Consider the following 16,387-nt stretch of genomic DNA (forward strand, 5'->3'; position numbering starts at 1 on the left):
GCCCCGCGCCCCGCCGATCTGGTCCGCGCCGCGCTTGGTCAGGTTCACCAGATACGGCACCAGATCGCCCTCGACCTCGCTCGGGTTCACGAAATGGGTCATGCCGAAGCGCTCGCCCCATTCCTTCTTCGAGTTGTTCAGGTCGACGCCGATGATCATGTCGGCCCCGGCCAGCCGCAGACCCTGGATCACGTTCAGCCCGATGCCGCCGAGCCCGAACACGATCGCGGTCGCCCCCTCCTCCACCTTCGCCGTGTTGATCACGGCGCCGATACCGGTGGTCACGCCGCAGCCGATGTAGCAGATCTTGTCGAAGGGCGCGTCCGGGTTGACCTTCGCCAGCGCGATCTCCGGCAGCACCGTGAAGTTCGAGAAGGTCGAGCAGCCCATGTAGTGGAAGATCTTCTCCTTGCCGATCGAGAACCGGCTGGTGCCGTCCGGCATCAGCCCCTGSCCCTGGGTCGACCGGATCGCCGTGCACAGGTTGGTCTTGCGCGACAGGCAGGACGGGCATTGCCGGCATTCCGGCGTGTACAAGGGGATCACATGGTCGCCCTTCTGCAGGCTGGTCACCCCCAGCCCCACATCGACCACCACGCCCGCGCCCTCATGCCCCAGGATCGACGGGAACAGCCCTTCCGGATCCGCGCCCGACAGCGTGAACTCGTCCGTGTGGCAGATCCCGGTCGCCTTGATCTCGACCAGAACCTCGCCGAACTTCGGACCCTCCAGGTCCACCTCCAGGATCTCCAGCGGCTTCCCTGCGGCGACAGCCACTGCGGCACGCGTCTTCATCGGCTTCCTCCTGTCTGTCGCGCCGTCCGGTGCGGGCGCGTGCCCGGGTCGCGCCACGGCCGTTCGAACCGGCGCCTGAACCTCGGGAAAACGGTACCGGCAAAGAAACACCGGCCGGAATAGGACTTTGGCACAACGGGAATCCGGGCCGATAATTGGACCTTGGATCAGTGGTCCCCACCAGAGGGGCCCGATAAGCTTCTCGGGAGGAAGCGATGCCCCAAGCCAGTCAAGCCCAGGAGAGGACGGCCGTCACCGGCCCGAGCGGCATCCGTCGGGGGATGAGCATGAAGGCGTCGACGGAGGACGCGGTCGAGGAACTGCTGGACGCGATCGCCCAGGACCGGATGGAGATGGTCCTGCTGTTCTGCTCGCCCACCTACGACCTGCCGGCGGTGCTGGCCGAGATCGGCCGCCGGGCGCCGGAGGTGCGGGTGCTGGGCTGCACCACCGCCGGCGAGATCACCCCGGCCGGCTATCGCCAGGGCACGATCACCGGGATGAGCCTGTCGGCCGACCATTTCGCCACCTCGGTCCGGCTGATCGAGCCGGCCAGCTTCGAGATCGCCGACGGCGCCGCCATCATCAAGGCGCTGCTGGCCGAGCACCAGGCCCGGCACCAGCACCGCTTCGACCCGTCGCGCAGCTTCGCCCTGCTGATCAATGACGGGCTGTCGATGCATGAGGAGATCATCGTCAGCGCGCTGGGCGACGCGCTGGGCGAGATCCCGCTGGTCGGCGGGTCGGCCGGCGACAACCTGGCCTTCCGCGAGACCGCGATCTTCGTGGACGGCCGCATCCTGTCCAGCGCGTCGCTGCTGGTGCTGGTGTCGACCGACCTGGCCTTCCGGGTGTTCGAGCGCCAGCATTTCGACGCGCTGGACCAGAAGATGGTGGTGACCCGGGCCGACCCGGCGCAGCGCCGGGTGATGGAGATCAACGCCGAGCCGGCGGCCGAGGAATACGCCCGGCTGATCGGGCTGGAGCGGGCGGACCTGACGCCGCTGGTCTTCGCCTCACACCCGCTGGTGGTGAAGGCCGGCGGCCGCCACTACGTCCGCGCCATCAAGCGGGCCGACGACGACGGCAGCCTGCATTTCTTCTGCGCCATCGATGAGGGAATCATCCTGAGCGTCGCAAAGAGCAGCGATCTGGTCGCGAATCTGGTGTCCCTGTTCGACGACCTGCGCGCGGAATTGGGCAGCATCGACGCCGTGATCGGCTTCGACTGCGTGCTGCGCTATGTCGAGATGGAACAGCGCCAGATGCTGACCGAGGTCTCGAAGATCATGGCCCAGAACAACGTCGTCGGCTTCAACACCTATGGCGAGCAGTTCGGCATGATGCATGTCAGCCAGACCTTCACCGGGATCGCCTTCGGGCCGGGCTGAGCATGGGGCGGGAGGTCGCGACGCAGGATCGGACGGACGGCGAGGCCGAGCTTCGGCGCCAGGTCGCCAAGCTGTCCGAGATCAACCGCGCCCTGATGCAGCGGGTCGAGCACAGCCTCGACATGCAGGGCAACGCCTACCAACTGTTCCAGACCGCGATCCTCTTGGACCAGAAGGTGCGCGACCGGACGCGCGAGCTGGAGCACGCGCTGAAGGCGGTCGAGCAGTCGAACCTGGAGCTGAGCGAGGCGATCGTCGCCAGCCGCACGGCGCAGAACCGGCTGCAGGACGCGATCGACAGCATCTCCGAAGGCTTCGCCATCTTCGACCCCGAGGACCGGCTGGTGCTGTTCAACCGTCGGTTCCTGGATTTCTGGCCGCGGCTGACCGACAGCATCCGGCCCGGCCTGTCGCTGGGCGCGCTGGTGCGCCTCGGCCTCGACGCCGGCATCATCCAGTCGGACGGGCTGACGCCGGAGGCCTGGATGGCCGAGCGCCGGCTGCAGCGCGCCACCACCCGCGACGGCGGCGCCCAGCGCTGGGTCTACGCCCTGGCCGACGGGCGCTGGGTCCAGGTCAACGACCGGCGGTCGACCGAGGGCGGCATCGCCTCGATCTACACCGACATCACCGACGTCAAGGACGCCGAGCGGCAGGAGCGCGAGAAGGCGCTGGCCGAGCGGTCGGCCCATCTGCAGGCGACGCTGGAGAGCATGTCGATCGGCGTCGCCGTGTTCGACCGCGACCAGAAGCTGGTGACCGCCAACCGGCGCTACGGCGAGCTGCTGGAGCTGCCGGCCGAGCTGCGCCGGGCCGGCGCCTCCTACCGCCGGTTCCAGGAGTTCAACGACGCCCGCGGCGCCCCGGCGCTGGGCACGGCCTCGCCGATCGGGCCCGGCTCTGCCCGCGGTTCCGGCCCGCCGTCGGAGGTGGCGCTGAACGGCCGCTGGTTCGAGGTCAAGGGCGACCCGATGCCGGATGGCGGCTTCGTCACCTCCTATGTCGAGATCACCGAGCGCAAGATGGCCGAGGAGGCCCTCTTGGACAGCGAGCAGCGGATCCGGCTGTTCGCCAATGCGGTGCCGACCATGATCTCCTATGTCGACCGCGACCAGCGCTACCGCTTCGTCAACCGCGCCTACCGCGCCGGCTATGCGCCGAACGGCACGCCGATTCTGGGCCAGACGCTGCGCGCGGTGCTGGGCGACGCCGAGTACGGCCCGCGCCAGCCCTTCATCGAGCGGGCGCTGGCCGGCGCCACCGTGACCTTCGACCTGCCGCTGCCGGGGTCCGGCGACGAGATGCGCTTCGGCTTCGCCACCTATGTGCCGCACCGCAACCACCGCGACGAGGTGGTGGGCTTCTTCACTCTGATTCAGGACATCACCGAGCGCCGCCGGGCCGAGCGCATCCTGGAGGCGGCGAATGAGGAGCTGGAGCGGCGGGTGCATGAGCGCACCGCCACCCTGTCGCGGCTGAACGAGGCGCTGTCGGCGGAGGTGGAGAAGCGCCGCCGCATCGCCCGCGAGCTGCGCGTCGCCAAGACCGAGGCGGAGCGCGCCAATGTCAGCAAGACCAAGTTCCTGGCCGATGCCAGCCACGACCTGCTGCAGCCGCTGAACGCCGCCCGGCTGTTCGTGGCGACGCTGGAGGACACGACGCTGCCGGCCGAGGGCGAGGCCCTGCTGGGCAAGATCGATCATGCGCTGGAGAATGTCGAGGAGCTGCTGAACATCCTGCTCGACATCTCCAAGCTCGATGCCGGCCGGGTCGGCGCCAACCTGCAGAGCGTGGCGCTGCCGCCGCTGATGGAGGCGCTGCACGACGAGGTGGCGGCGCTGGCGCAGCGCAAGGGCGTGGCCTTCACCCTGCTGCCGTGCTCGCTGACCGTCTGCTCCGACCCGCAGCTGCTGCGCCGCCTGCTGCAGAACTTCCTGACCAACGCCGTGCGCTACACCCATGCCGGGCGGATCCTGTTCGGGGCCCGGCGCCGCGGCGACAAGGTCGAGCTGCAGGTGGCCGACACCGGCATCGGCATCCCGCAGGAGCGGCTGGACGAGATCTTCGAGGAGTTCCGCCGCCTGGACGGCCCGGAGGACGGGCCGAAGCCGGAGGCCGGGCAGAAGGGCTACGGCCTCGGCCTGTCGATCGTGCGGCGCATCAGCCGGCTGCTGGGCACCGAGGTCAAGGTGCGCTCGGCCGTCGGCCGCGGCTCGATGTTCTCGGTGCTGGTGCCGCTGACCGACCCGGCGCAGGCCTGCGCGGCGCCGCAGCCCGCCGCGGCCGCGGTGACGCCGGGCGCGGTCGACCGGGTGCGGGTGCTGGTGGTCGACAACGACCCCGCCATCCTCGACGGCATGACCCGGCTGCTGCGCAGCTGGGGCTGCCGCGTCGCCGCCGCGGGGGACAAGGCCGGGATGGAGGCGCGGATCGGGGCGGAGGGCTTCCGCCCGGACATCATCCTGGCCGACTACCACCTCGACGGCGGCCAACGCGGCACCGAGCTGATCATCGGCCTGCGCCACGCGCTGGACGAGGACATCCCGGCCGCGGTGATCACCGCCGACCGCAGCCCCGAGGTGCAGTCCCTGGTGCAGGCGCTGTCCGGCGTCAGCCTGCTGACCAAGCCGATCAAGCCGGCCCGGCTGCGGGCCTTGATTGCCTCCGCCCGGCGCTAGGCCGGGCCGAGGCGAGCGATCTCGCCGCCGGGGCGCCGGCCGAGCTTCTGGGACTTGGCGCGGGCCGAGCACAGCGCGGCATAGCCGGGGGCGATCATCGGATAGCTCGCCGGCAGCCCCCATTTCTCGCGATACGCCTCCGGCGTCAGGTTGTAGGCCGCCTTGAGGTAGCGCTTCATCGACCTGAACCGCCGGCCGTCCTCCAGGCAGACGATGTAGTCCGGGGTCACCGACTGGCCCACCGGCACCGCCGGACGCAGGCCGGTCTCCGGCGGGCGCTCCGCCGTCGAGATCTGCTCCAGCACGCCGTGCAGGTCGGCGATCAGCTTCGGCAGCGCCTGGCTGTCGACGGAATTGCGGGCGAGATAGGCCAGGACGATGTCGACTGTCCAGGACACCGCGTTGCCCTCGCTCCGCTCCGACGCGGACCGGACCACCGGCCCGATCGCGGCCCGATCGGCGAGCCCATCGCCGCGGCGTGTCGGAGCGTCGGACAAGGTGGCCGCGGCCAGCCGCGGGCCATCCTCGATACTGGGCACAGCCTGGATCGGATCCCGATCCGCACCCATCGCCACCGTGGCCTGGGCAATGGCGTCAGCAACCGGAGCGACAGCGCGTCCGGGAAGTTCGGATTTCGACAGCACGTTCAACGCCCCGCAACTATGACGTTATGAATTTCGAGAAGATTTACGCCAAATGATTTCTGCTTTTTGTCGTACCATTACAAATTGCAATCAGACAGACGAGATTTGTATCCGAACGTTGCCTGCAACAATGGCGATAAGAATATCCGCCTAAATTCCCAGTCATGCCCGAATAAGCAACAGAGATAGGCAGCATTTGCAATATAGGAGTATGCCCCCTATGCCGGCAACGACGCTCTGGCCGGCACTAACTCCATGCGAGATATGGCAAAATAGACCATTCGGTCCAGACTGACCATAGCCAAGCGGCACCATGGACATCACGATACTACAAGATGACTGCCGCCGAGCCGCCGGGGGGGGGGGCAGGGCCTCGCGCCACCCGGATTCGGCCGACGCGGCTCAGGGGCCGAACGGCGTCGGCCCCGTCCAGCCGAGCAGGCCCATCACGGGCAATTCGACCGTGGTGACCAGCCAGCGATCAGGTCCGGTCCACGAGATCGCCCGGAAGCTGACGGCGAGCCTGCCGGTTTCCTGCCACCACGCCATCAGGGCATCCGGCCCCGCCATCTCCCTGGGCTGAACCGCAAACGGAATGTCCTGCGCATTCAGCGCCGCCAGCTTGGCGAAGAGATCATCGTTCCGCCAGACCGGCCCCTCGCCGGCGAACCGGATCTCCGATGGCAGCCGGAGCGCACCAACGCCACCAAGGATGATGCGGCTGTCCGAAAGACGGGAGACATGGCGCGGCGGCATCTCGCCTGCCCGGCCATGCTCGACGGCGAAGGGAAGGCGCCGTCCCGGATAGGTCATGACGCCCAGCCGGACACCGGCCTCACAGCGCGCGGCGGTACTTCTGGAACAGGATCACCGCCTGGGTGCGGCTGGAGACGCCGAGCTTCTGCAGCAGGCTGGAGACATGCGCCTTGACCGTCGTGATCTGCACGTCGATGGCGTAGGCGATCTGCTTGTTCAGCAGGCCCTCGGCCATCAGCTCCAGCACCTTGCGCTGCTGGTTGGTCAACAGCTCGAACCGGCAGCGCACCGCCTCGTCCAGCGGCTCGTCCTCCTCCAGCTCGCCCGGGCCGATGGCGTCGAGCCCCGGGGTGTAGCTGCCGCCGTCGAGGATGGCGGAGATGGCGGAGACGATGGCGTCGCGCGACAGCGATTTCGGGATGTAGCCGACCGCGCCGGCGTCGAAGCATTCGCGCATCACGAAGCTGTCGGCCAGGGCCGAGATCACCGCCACCGGCACGTCCGGCCGGCGGGTGCGCAGCGAGCGCACGCCCTTGACCCCGTTCATTCCCGGCATGCGGAGGTCGAGCAGGATCAGGTCGATGTCCATCACCGAGGCGATCTGGTCCACAGCCTCGCCGAAGGTGCCGCTCTCGAGCACATCGACCTGGTCGTCGAGCGTCTTGAGCGTGCCCGCCAGGGCCTCGCGGAACATCGGGTGATCGTCAGCGACCAGGACCGTGCGCATCGGCGTATCCTCGATCTCGGCGGCAACACGGAATTGAACGTCGCGCGAGTCGCCGGGTCAAGCAGGAAGCGTCGGCATTGGCCTTTGGTCCAAGGCGGGGCGAGCCCGGCCGGCGCCTCGAAGGCTTGGCGCGACGGCGGATTCGGGCGAGCCTTGCCGCCGGATGCCGGGATGTAGCCCAGGATCAGCAAGGACCCATGCCGATGGCCACGCCTGCCGTGCCGGAGCCCGATATCGACCAGCTGCGCCGCTGGGTCGGCCGCGAGGAGACGGCGGAGGACATCGTCACCGCCGACCTCGCCCGCAAGTTCCACGCGACGCTCGATCTGCCGGGTCCGCCGCCGCGGGCCGGCGAGGCGGCGCCGCGGCTGATTCATTTCTGCCTGGGACAGCCGGCCGCGCCGACGGCGGCGTTGGGGCCGGACGGCCATCCCGAACGCGGCGGCTTCCTGCCGCCGGTGCCGCTGCCGCGCCGGATGTGGGCCGGCGGCAGCGTGGCTTTCGACGGCGAGCTGCGGGTCGGCGACGCGGTGCGGCGGGTGTCCCGCATCACCGACGTGGTCGCCAAGCAGGGCCGCACCGGCCCGCTGTGCTTCGTCACGGTCGAGCATGTCATCGAGGCCGGCGGCCGCGCGGCGGTGCGGGAGCGGCAGGACCTGGTCTATCGCGGCCCCGACAGCGGGGCGAAGGCGCCGGCGCCGGCGGCCGAGCCCGGCCGGCACCGGCGCCGAGTCGCGGCCGGCGCGCCGCTGCTGTTCCGCTATTCCGCCCTGACCTTTAACGGCCACCGCATCCATTACGACCGCCGCCACGCGACCGATGTCGAGTTCTATCCCGGCCTGGTCGTGCACGGGCCGCTGCAGGCGACGCTGCTGTGCCATTTCGCGGCGGCGATCCGCGGCACGCCGCCAGACCGCTTCGCCTTCCGCAGCCATTCGACGCTGTTCGATGGCGATGCCATCACGCTGCATGCCGGGGAGGCCGAAGGCGGAACGCTTCGGCTGTGGACGGCCCGCGAAGGCGGGCCGGTGGCGATGGCGGCCGAGGCCGGTTGGACCTGAGAGATCGGCGCGTCAGAAGCCGACGCCGCCATTGACCTGCAGGATCTCGCCGGCCAGGAAGGCGGCGCGGTCCGAGGCCAGGTACAGCACCGCCTCGGCCACGTCCTCGGGCCGGCCCTCGCGGCGCAGCGGCGTCCGCTCGACGGCGGCGGCACGGCCTTCCGGCGTGTTGAACACGTCGTGGAAGCGGGTGCCGATCAGCCCCGGGGCGACGCCGTTCACGCGGATGCCGAGCGGTCCGACCTCCTTGGCCAGGCTGCGGGTGAAGGTGGCGACGGCGCCCTTGGTCGCGGCGTAGTGCGCGGCGCCGAAGCCGCCGCCGTCGAAGGCGGCCAGCGACGACATGGTGACGATGGCGCCGCTGCGGCGCGGCTCCATCGACCGCAGCGCCGCCTGGCAGCACAGGAAGGTGCTGGTCAGGTTGACCGCGATCGCCTGCTGCCACAGCTCCAGCGAGGTGTCGACGCAGCGGCTGCGCTGCAGCAGGCCGCCGGCATTGGCGAACAGCACGTCGAGCGGCCCGAGCTCGCGCTCGGTGCGGGCGAAGATCTCGGTCACCACCTCCGGCCGGGTCAGGTCGGCCGGCAGCGCCAGGGCCTTCAGCTCTGCCGCAAGCGCATCGGCCTCGTCCCGGCTGGTCGCGTAGGTGAAGGCGACCCGGGCGCCCTCCCTGGCGAAGGCGCGGGTGGCGGCGGCGCCAATGCCCGACGCGCCGCCGGTGACGAGCACGACCTTGTCCTGGAAGCTCATGGAAGTTCCTTTCGCTTAGGTCAGACGGAGGCCGTCCGAGCACGCGTCTGGCGTGAGTCGGCTGGTGGTGGTTTCGAGAACCGGAGCGCAGCGCACATTGGGTGCGTGAGCACCGGAAGCGGAGAAACCGCCATCAGACGGCCGCGCCAGGCGTGTGATCGGACGGACTCAAGCCATGGTGGCGAGCATCGCCGGCGTCACCCGGTGGCGCAGCGGCTCGCCGGCCAGGAAGCGGCGGATCTCGTCGACCGTGGTCGCGCCCTGGCGCTTGTGCGAATCCGCGCTGTGGCCGGCGGCGTGCGGCGACAGCACGACATTCGTCAGGCGGCGGAACGGGCTGTCGGCCGGCAGCGGCTCCTGGTCGAAGACGTCGAGCGCGGCGGTGAAGCGGCCGGTGCGCAGCGCGGCCAGCAGCGCCGCCTCGTCGACCAGCGCCGGGCGGGCGGTGTTGATGAACAGGCAGCCGTCGCGCAGCCGCGCCAGCTGGGCTGCGCCGATCATGTGCCGCGTCTCCGGCAACGCCGGGGCGTGCAGCGAGACGATGTCGCAGCCGGCCAGCAGTTCGTCGAGGCTCGCGCGCTCGACCCCGAGCTCCGCCGCCTTCTCCGCCGTCAGATACGGGTCGGACACCAGCAGGCGGCAGCCGAAGGCGCGGAACAGCCCGATCACCAGCCGGCCGACATAGCCGGCGCCGACGAGGCCCACCGTCTGCGCGCCCAGCAGCCGGCCGAGATGGCGCTGGCGCAGGTCGAGCCAGCCTTCCCCGGCCTTCATCCCGGCATCGTGCTTGTGCGGCTCGCGCAGGATCGACAGGGTCTGGGCGATCACGAACTCGGCCACCGATTCCGCGATGTTCACTGCGGCGTGGGAGACCTGCAGGCGGCCGCTCTCGATCGCCGCAGGCGGCACCAGGCGGCGGACGCTGCCGGCGGAATGGGCGACCAGCGCCAGATCCGGCCGCGCCGCCAGCACCTCGTCGCCGAGCGGCGGCGTGCCCCAGCCGGTCAGCGCCGCCACGGCGCCGTCCAGCAGCCGGGGCAGGTTGTCCGCCGTCAGTTCGCCCGGCGCCGGCGCCCGCACCGTCGCGGCATCGGCCAGCGCCTGTTCCGCCGCGGGCGGGATCATCTGCGCCCGCATCTCCGGCGTCAGCAGCAGTGCCACCACCGGCCTCGATCCTGTCGACATCTTCGCGTCCTCTGATGGGGGCCGGTCAGCTCCGGCTCGGCTGCAGCATGATCTCGGCGACATGGGCGCGCGGCGGCAGCGCCATGACGAACAGGCAGGCGGCGGCGACATCTTCCGGCTGCAGCGCCTTCTGCCGCGCCTCGGCCGGCACTGGCACCGGGCGCTTGTCGAGCAGCGGCGTGTCGGTCATGCCGGGCAGGATCACGGTCAGGCGCAGGCCATGCTCGCGCTCCTCCTCCATCACTGCGTGCGACAGGGCCATCACCCCGGCCTTGGTCGCCTGATAGGCGGCGCCGGAGCGGTCGGGCCGGCGTGCCGCGACCGAGGCGATGTGGATGATCAGCCCCTGGCCGCGGCCACGCATGCCGGGCACCACGGCACGCGTCAGGTTGAAGGCGGCGTTGAGGTTGGCGTCGACCATGCCGGCCCAGCTTTCGGCCGTCAGCTCGCCGAAGGCGCGCTTGACGATGTTGGTGCCGATCGAGTTGACGACGATGTCGATCGCCCCGGCATGCGGCGCCAGCGCCGCCTCCAGACCCGCCGCGTCGGCGGCGTCGACGGCGATCACGACGGCCGGCCGGTCCGGGGCGATCCCGCGGATCTCCGCCGCCACCGCCTTCAGCTTCGCCTGGTCGCGGCCGAGGAGGAGCAGCGAGCCCCCTTCCGCCGCGGCGGCCAGCGCCGTCGCCCGGCCCATGCCGCTGCTGGCGCCGGCGACCAGGATCGTCCGGCCGGAAACCACACCCGCCATTGTCAGCTCCCTTGCTTGGGCGGCGCCGTCGAGGCCCGCACGATCAGCTGGGGCATGGCGCTGACATGCGCCTCCTGCCCCGCATCGGTGCCCTCGAGCACCCGGATCAGCGCGCCGACCGAGGCCTCGGCCATCACCGCCAGCGGCTGACGCACGGTGGTCAGCGCCGGATGCACCACGGCGGCGAGGTCGACATCATCGAAGCCGACGATCGAGACGTCGCCGGGGATCGAGGCGCCGAGGTCGCGGGCGCCGGCATAGGCGCCCATCGCGTACATGTCGTTCACCGTGACCACCGCGGTCGGCGGGTCGTCGCGGCTGAGCAGCTCGCGGATGCCGATGCGGCCGAGCTCCGGCCCCTCGGTGTCGCCATAGCCGCCGATGCCGGCGCCCTGCCAGACCAGGGCGGGATCCAGCGCCAGCCCCGCCTTGGCCATCGCCGCCCTGAGCCCGTCGAGGCGGCCGGCGCGGCTGGAGGTCCGGATCGGCCCGGACAGGAAGCCGATGCGGCGGTGGCCGAGGCCGACCAGGTGCTGGCCGGCCAGCCGGGCGCCGAGCTCGTTGTCGACGCTGACGCTGCAGGCCACCACCTCCTCCGCCCCCTGGCCCCTGCGGTCGAAGGCGGCGACCACCAGGCCGCGGCGGACGAGATGGGCGATGTGGTCGAAGGTCAGCGGCGAGGAGCTGAAGATCACCCCGCGCACGCCGGAGGACAGCAGCGTCTCGGCATAGCGCGCCTCCTGCTGCGGGTCGCGCTCGGCGTTGCAGATCAGCACCTTGTAGCCGAGGGCGGTGGCCGCACGCTCGACCTTGTGCGCCAGCGCGCCCCAGAACGGGTTGGCGACCGAGGGCACGATCAGCCCGATGGTGCGGTTGCGGCCGGATTTGAACTGCTGCGCCAGCGCGTTCGGGGTGTAGCCGAGCTCTTCGATCGCCTGCAGCACCCGCGCCCTGGTCTCGGCCTGCATGCGCCCGTGCCGGCCGTTCAGCACGTTCGACACCGTGCTGGCCGAGACGCCCGCCGCCCGCGCCACGTCGAGAATGCTCGCCACGATCCCCCAAACCCGCTGTTTCGTGAAAACGCCCGGTACAACGTTTTATCACGAATAGCGCCGCCCCGGCGCCAATGTCAAATGGCGGATCTCCAGGCCAGTCCCATGCTGTGAAACATTGCCGTGTTGACTCGGCGGACGATCGTGGTGTTACGTTGCACCAACTTGCGTACATTGAGCCGGTCATGGTGAGAGGCGCGGCAAGCGCCCCACCGCCTCAGGGGGAGGACCCGACATGTCCAGGAGACCCGATTCCGAAAAATTCGGCCGGCGCGACGCCCTGCGGCACGGCGCGGCACTGATCGGCGGGGCGGCCCTCGCCGGCCTCGCCCCCCGCGCCTTCGCCCAGGACACGGCCCGCATCCGCTTCGGCGGCTATGTCGAGTCGCAGGAGCAGCTGAAGCAGACGCTGGCGACGCTGAAGGCCTATACCGACGGCCATCCGGGGGTCGAGATCGTCCCGGAATTCACCAGCTTCAGCGCCTTCACCGACAAGCTGGCCACCGAGGCGGCGGGCGGCAACGCGCCCGACATGTTCAGCGTCAATGTCGACCTGCTGGGCGAATATGCCCAGCGCGGCGTGCTGGCGCCGCTGAACGGCTACATCCCCAAGCCGCTGGACCTGTCGGACTATGTCGACGGGGCGATCAAGGCCGGCACCCTGAACGGCCAGCTCTACGCCATCCCGAATGACTGCATCGCCCCGGCGATCACGGTGAAGACCGCGGTGTTCGAGGAGACGGGCGTGCCCCTGCCCGACCAGATGTTCACCTGGGAGCAGCTGGCCGAGACCGCGGTCGCGATCAGCAAGGCCAAGGGCAAGCGCTTCTGGGGGCTGGAGGATGCGGGGTCGAACTACATCCCCTGCGACGTCTTCCTGCGCGCCAGGGGCAAGTCGATGTTCACGCCGGAGCGGCAGTTCGGCTTCGCCCGCGAGGACATGGCCGAATGGTTCGGCTACTGGGCCCGGCTGCGCGACGCCGGCGGCATCCCGCCCGGCGAGGTGCAGGCCCTGGCCAATGGCGACGATCCGGCCCTGACCGGCCTGATCAGCGGCCGCGCCGCGATGTTCGCGTCGCTGACCGACAGCTTCGTCGGGCTGCAGGCGCTGACCGAGGACGATCTGGTGCTGCACATGATGCCGAACGGCTTCCAGGGCGGCACGCTCAAGCAGCACCACTATACTTATGCCGGCAACTCCACCGGCCTGTGGACCAAGTCGCCGCACAAGGACCGGATGGTCGACATCATCCGCTTCATGCATTTCGAGCCGGCGGGGATCGCACTGTACTACCGCGGCAGCGGCATGGTGCCGGCGTCGAAGGCCGGCCGGGCCGCCCTGGGCCAGGAGGGCACCGACTCCGACCGCAAGATCATCGCCTATATCGACCTCTTGCAGCAGGACCCGGCGCCGCCGCGTTATCCCGGCATCACCGGCATGTCCGGCATGCTGCGCCGGGCCAACGAGGCGGTGGCCTTCGGCAAGCTGAAGCCGCAGGAGGCCGCCGACCAGTTCATCGGCGAAGCCAAGGCGCGGCTGTGAGGCGGCGGAGCCCCGGCTCGCGGGGCGTCGGCAGCACGGCGGAGCAGAACGGCGCCGCCTACCTGTTCCTGGCGCCGTGGATCGTCGGCGCCCTGTGCCTGACGCTGGGGCCGATCCTGGCGTCGCTGTACCTGTCCTTCACCAGCTACGACCTGTTCAACCCGCCGGTCTGGGCCGGGCTGCACAATTACGAGCGGCTGCTGTTCGAGGACCCGCGCTATCTCCAGGCGGTCAAGGTCACCTTCCATTACGTCTTCCTGTCGGTGCCCATGAAGCTGGCCTTCGCCCTGGCGGTGGCGGTGATGCTGAACCGCGGCATCCGGTTCCTCGGCCTCTATCGCGGCCTGTACTACCTGCCCTCGCTGCTCGGCGGCAGCGTCGCCGTCGCCATCATGTGGCGGCAGATCTTCAGCTATGACGGGCTGATCAACCACATCCTGCTGTGGTTCGACATCGACGGGCCGAGCTGGATCTCGAACCCGGACACCGCGCTGTACACCCTGGTCAGCCTGGCGGTGTGGCAGTTCGGGTCGCCGATGATCATCTTCCTGGCCGGGCTGAAGCAGATCCCGCAGGATCTGTACGACGCCGCCTCGGTCGACGGCGCCGGGCCGGTGACCAAGTTCTTCCGCATCACCCTGCCGCTCCTCACCCCGATCATCTTCTTCAACTTCGTGATGCAGATGATCGGCGCGTTCCAGGCCTTCACCCCGTCCTTCATCATCAGCAACGGCACCGGCGGGCCGGCGGATTCGACGCTGTTCTACACCCTCTATCTCTACGAGCAGGGCTTCACCAATTTCCAGATGGGCTACGCCTCGGCCATGGCCTGGATCCTGGTCGGGATCATCGCCACGGCCACCGCCGTGGCCTTCCTGTCGGCGCGTTTCTGGGTGCATTACGGGGATGAGCGATGACGGCGGCGCCGGTCGGGGACGAGGCGCCGATGCGCGCGGGGTCGCAGGGCTTGCCGTTCTGGATGGCCGATGTCCGGCCGAGGCGGATCCTGGTCCACCTGGCGCTGATCGCCGGCGCGGTGGTGATGATCTACCCGCTGCTGTGGCTGGCCAGCAGCTCGGTCAAGCCGTCGACCCAGATCTTCTCCGACCCCGGGCTGTGGCCGTCGAAGCTGCGGCTGCAGAACTACAGCGACGGCTGGCGCGGCGCCGCCCTGCCCTTCAGCGTGTTCTTCGGCAATTCCTTCCTGATCTCGGCCCTGGCGGTGATCGGCAACGTCATGGCCTGCAGCCTGGTGGCCTACGCCTTCGCCCGGCTGAACTTCCGCTTCAAGCGCACGCTGTTCGGGCTGATGCTGGCCACCATCATGCTGCCGCTGCACGCGACGCTGATCCCGCAATACATCCTGTTCCACAACCTGGGCTGGGTGAACACGATCCTGCCGCTGGTGGTGCCGAAGTTCCTGGCGGCCGACGCCTTCTTCGTCTTCCTGATGGTGCAGTTCATCCGCGGCATCCCGCGCGAGCTGGACGAGGCGGCGATGATGGACGGCGCCGGACCGTTCCGGATCTACCGCTCGATCATCCTGCCGCTGCTGACCCCGGCCCTGGTCACCACCGCCGTCTTCTCCTTCATCTGGACCTATGAGGATTTCCTGACGCCCCTGGTCTATCTGACCGACATGGCCTCCTATACCGTGCCGCAGGGGCTGCGGCTGTTCATGGCCTCGACCGGCGTCTCGGCCTGGGGCCCGATGCTGGCGATGTCGCTGCTGTCGCTGGTCCCCCTGTTCGTCCTGTTCTTCGTCTTTCAGCGCCGGCTGATCGAGGGGATCGCGACGACGGGCCTGAAATGAAACCCATGGGACCCCCGATGCTGATCCGCCACGACACCCTGACCGCGCTGGTCGGGGACATCTTCGCCGCCCAGGGCTGCAGCGCCGCCGAGAGCGGGCGCATCGCCCGCACCCTCGTCGCCGCCAACCTGACCGGGCATGACAGCCATGGCGTCATCCGCGTGCCGCGCTATGTCGGCATGCTGGCCAAGGACGAGGTGCGGCGCGACGTCACCGCCGAGGTGGTCACCGACACCCCGGCCTTCGCCCTGGTCGATGGCGGCTACGGCTTCGGCCAGACGGTGGGGCCGCAGGCGGTGCGGCTCGGCATCGACAAGGCGCTCGCGGGCGGCGTCGCCGTGGTCGGGCTGCGCCATGCCGGCCATCTCGGCCGCATCGGCGAATGGGCGGAGATGGCGGCGGCGGCCGGGCTGTGCTCGCTGCACTTCGTCAATGTCGCGGGCAGCGAGCTGGTGGCGCCCTTCGGCGGGGTCGAGCGGCGCTTCTCCACCGCCCCCTTCGCCGCCGGCTTCCTGGTGCCCGGCCGGGCGCCGGTGATCCTGGACTTCGCCACCTCGCTGGTGGCGGAGGGCAAGGTGCTGGTGGCGGCCAATGGCGGCAAGCCCCTGCCCGAGGGCGCGCTGATCGAGCCCGACGGCACGCTGAGCCAGGACCCCGACACGCTCTACGGCCCGGCCGTGCCCGGCACGGCGCGCAACGCCCAGAACGGGCTCGGCGCCATCCGCGCCTTCGGCGAGCACAAGGGGTCGGGCCTGGCCCTGATCTGCGAGCTGGTGGCCGGCGCCCTGACCGGGTCGGGCTGCGCCGGGCCGGGGCCGCGCCGCTTCTGCAACGGCATGCTGTCGATCTACATGGCGCCCGGCCAGTTCGGCCCGGCCGAGGATCTGGCGGCCGAGACCACGCGCTACATCGACTATTTCAAGGCCTGCCGCCCGGCGGAGGCCGGCAGCGAGGTGCTGCTGCCCGGCGAGCCCGAGGCGCGCCGCCGCGCAGAGCGCATCGCCGCCGGCGTGCCCCTGCCCGAGGAGGTCTGGCGCAGCCTGGGCGACACCGCCCGCTCCGCCGGCCTGGACCTCACCCGCTACCCGGCGGCGCCCGGGGCATGACCGTTCCAGCCGAGCCCGGGCGCCGCCGGGTAGCGGGTGAGGTCGCGGAGCGGGCGGTGTCGCCCAGGGCCCAGGCTGCGCCAGACCTCCTCGGGCAGGGGCACGCCGGCGGCGATGCGCTCTGCGCGGCGGCGC

The 16,387-nt window shown here is 70.2% G+C and carries 15 protein-coding genes; 7 read left to right on the forward strand and 8 right to left on the reverse strand.

The window, feature by feature from the left end:
- Positions 1 to 795: alcohol dehydrogenase catalytic domain-containing protein (locus BWR60_RS32130; protein WP_144445834.1), on the reverse strand; the 795-nt coding region annotated here is incomplete at its 3' end.
- Between the two features lie 287 nt (positions 796 to 1,082).
- Here BWR60_RS32130 and BWR60_RS32135 point away from each other — a divergent pair.
- Both BWR60_RS32135 and BWR60_RS32140 read left to right on the forward strand, forming a co-directional pair.
- Positions 1,083 to 2,186, forward strand: a complete 1,104-nt coding sequence (locus BWR60_RS32135; RefSeq protein WP_230983248.1) for an FIST N-terminal domain-containing protein — start codon at positions 1,083 to 1,085, stop codon at positions 2,184 to 2,186.
- A 2-nt stretch (positions 2,187 to 2,188) separates the two neighbouring features.
- Positions 2,189 to 4,864, forward strand: a complete 2,676-nt coding sequence (locus BWR60_RS32140; protein WP_088156736.1) for a NahK/ErcS family hybrid sensor histidine kinase/response regulator — start codon at positions 2,189 to 2,191, stop codon at positions 4,862 to 4,864.
- Here the strand turns inward: BWR60_RS32140 and BWR60_RS32145 are convergent.
- The 3 genes from BWR60_RS32145 to BWR60_RS32155 all read right to left on the reverse strand — a co-directional run bounded on the left by BWR60_RS32145 (position 4,861) and on the right by BWR60_RS32155 (position 6,991).
- Positions 4,861 to 5,262, reverse strand: a complete 402-nt coding sequence (locus tag BWR60_RS32145) for a MucR family transcriptional regulator (RefSeq protein ID WP_230983249.1) — start codon at positions 5,260 to 5,262, stop codon at positions 4,861 to 4,863. The two genes, BWR60_RS32140 and BWR60_RS32145, sit on opposite strands and share 4 nt — an antisense overlap.
- Positions 5,263 to 5,910: 648 nt before the next feature.
- Positions 5,911 to 6,321, reverse strand: a complete 411-nt coding sequence (locus tag BWR60_RS32150) for a hypothetical protein (protein WP_088156740.1) — start codon at positions 6,319 to 6,321, stop codon at positions 5,911 to 5,913.
- Between the two features lie 22 nt (positions 6,322 to 6,343).
- Positions 6,344 to 6,991 carry a response regulator transcription factor gene (locus BWR60_RS32155; RefSeq protein WP_034839942.1) on the reverse strand — a complete coding sequence of 216 codons (648 nt, stop codon included), beginning with the start codon at positions 6,989 to 6,991 and terminating at the stop codon, positions 6,344 to 6,346.
- A 203-nt stretch (positions 6,992 to 7,194) separates the two neighbouring features.
- Between BWR60_RS32155 and BWR60_RS32160 the strand changes: the two genes are divergently transcribed.
- On the forward strand, positions 7,195 to 8,052 hold the full coding sequence (locus BWR60_RS32160) for an FAS1-like dehydratase domain-containing protein (protein ID WP_088156755.1): 858 nt from the start codon (positions 7,195 to 7,197) through the stop codon (positions 8,050 to 8,052).
- Between the two features lie 12 nt (positions 8,053 to 8,064).
- Here the strand turns inward: BWR60_RS32160 and BWR60_RS32165 are convergent, their stop codons facing one another.
- From BWR60_RS32165 to BWR60_RS32180, 4 genes are all read right to left on the reverse strand, one after another.
- Entirely contained in the window at positions 8,065 to 8,802 is a 738-nt protein-coding gene (locus BWR60_RS32165; RefSeq protein WP_088156742.1) for an SDR family NAD(P)-dependent oxidoreductase, read from the reverse strand.
- A gap of 168 nt (positions 8,803 to 8,970) precedes the next feature.
- A complete protein-coding gene (locus BWR60_RS32170) occupies positions 8,971 to 9,987 on the reverse strand; it encodes a hydroxyacid dehydrogenase (RefSeq protein ID WP_088156744.1) in 1,017 nt (338 codons plus the stop codon).
- A 25-nt stretch (positions 9,988 to 10,012) separates the two neighbouring features.
- The gene (locus BWR60_RS32175) at positions 10,013 to 10,738 is read right to left on the reverse strand and encodes an SDR family oxidoreductase (protein ID WP_088156746.1); all 726 of its coding nucleotides are present in this window, start codon (positions 10,736 to 10,738) and stop codon (positions 10,013 to 10,015) included.
- Between the two features lie 2 nt (positions 10,739 to 10,740).
- Positions 10,741 to 11,790: a LacI family DNA-binding transcriptional regulator gene (locus BWR60_RS32180; protein ID WP_088156748.1), complete on the reverse strand. Its 1,050-nt coding sequence runs from the start codon at positions 11,788 to 11,790 to the stop codon at positions 10,741 to 10,743.
- 235 nt (positions 11,791 to 12,025) lie between these two features.
- Here BWR60_RS32180 and BWR60_RS32185 point away from each other — a divergent pair, with 235 nt between their 5' ends.
- The 4 genes from BWR60_RS32185 to BWR60_RS32200 are packed head-to-tail and all read left to right on the forward strand — an operon-like array spanning position 12,026 to position 16,252.
- Entirely contained in the window at positions 12,026 to 13,333 is a 1,308-nt protein-coding gene (locus BWR60_RS32185; RefSeq protein WP_088156749.1) for an ABC transporter substrate-binding protein, read from the forward strand.
- Entirely contained in the window at positions 13,330 to 14,250 is a 921-nt protein-coding gene (locus BWR60_RS32190; RefSeq protein ID WP_088156751.1) for a carbohydrate ABC transporter permease, read from the forward strand. Before BWR60_RS32185 ends, BWR60_RS32190 begins: the two co-directional genes overlap by 4 nt.
- The gene (locus tag BWR60_RS32195; protein WP_179222042.1) at positions 14,247 to 15,146 is read left to right on the forward strand and encodes a carbohydrate ABC transporter permease; all 900 of its coding nucleotides are present in this window, start codon (positions 14,247 to 14,249) and stop codon (positions 15,144 to 15,146) included. The genes BWR60_RS32190 and BWR60_RS32195 overlap by 4 nt, the downstream gene beginning before the upstream one ends.
- A 5-nt stretch (positions 15,147 to 15,151) precedes the next feature.
- Positions 15,152 to 16,252 (forward strand): Ldh family oxidoreductase, encoded by a 1,101-nt coding sequence (locus BWR60_RS32200; RefSeq protein ID WP_230983250.1) that lies wholly within the window; start codon positions 15,152 to 15,154, stop codon positions 16,250 to 16,252.
- Positions 16,253 to 16,387: the final 135 nt, after the last annotated feature.

The organism is Inquilinus limosus, from assembly GCF_002195995.1.
GTDB lineage: Bacteria > Pseudomonadota > Alphaproteobacteria > DSM-16000 > Inquilinaceae > Inquilinus > Inquilinus limosus_C.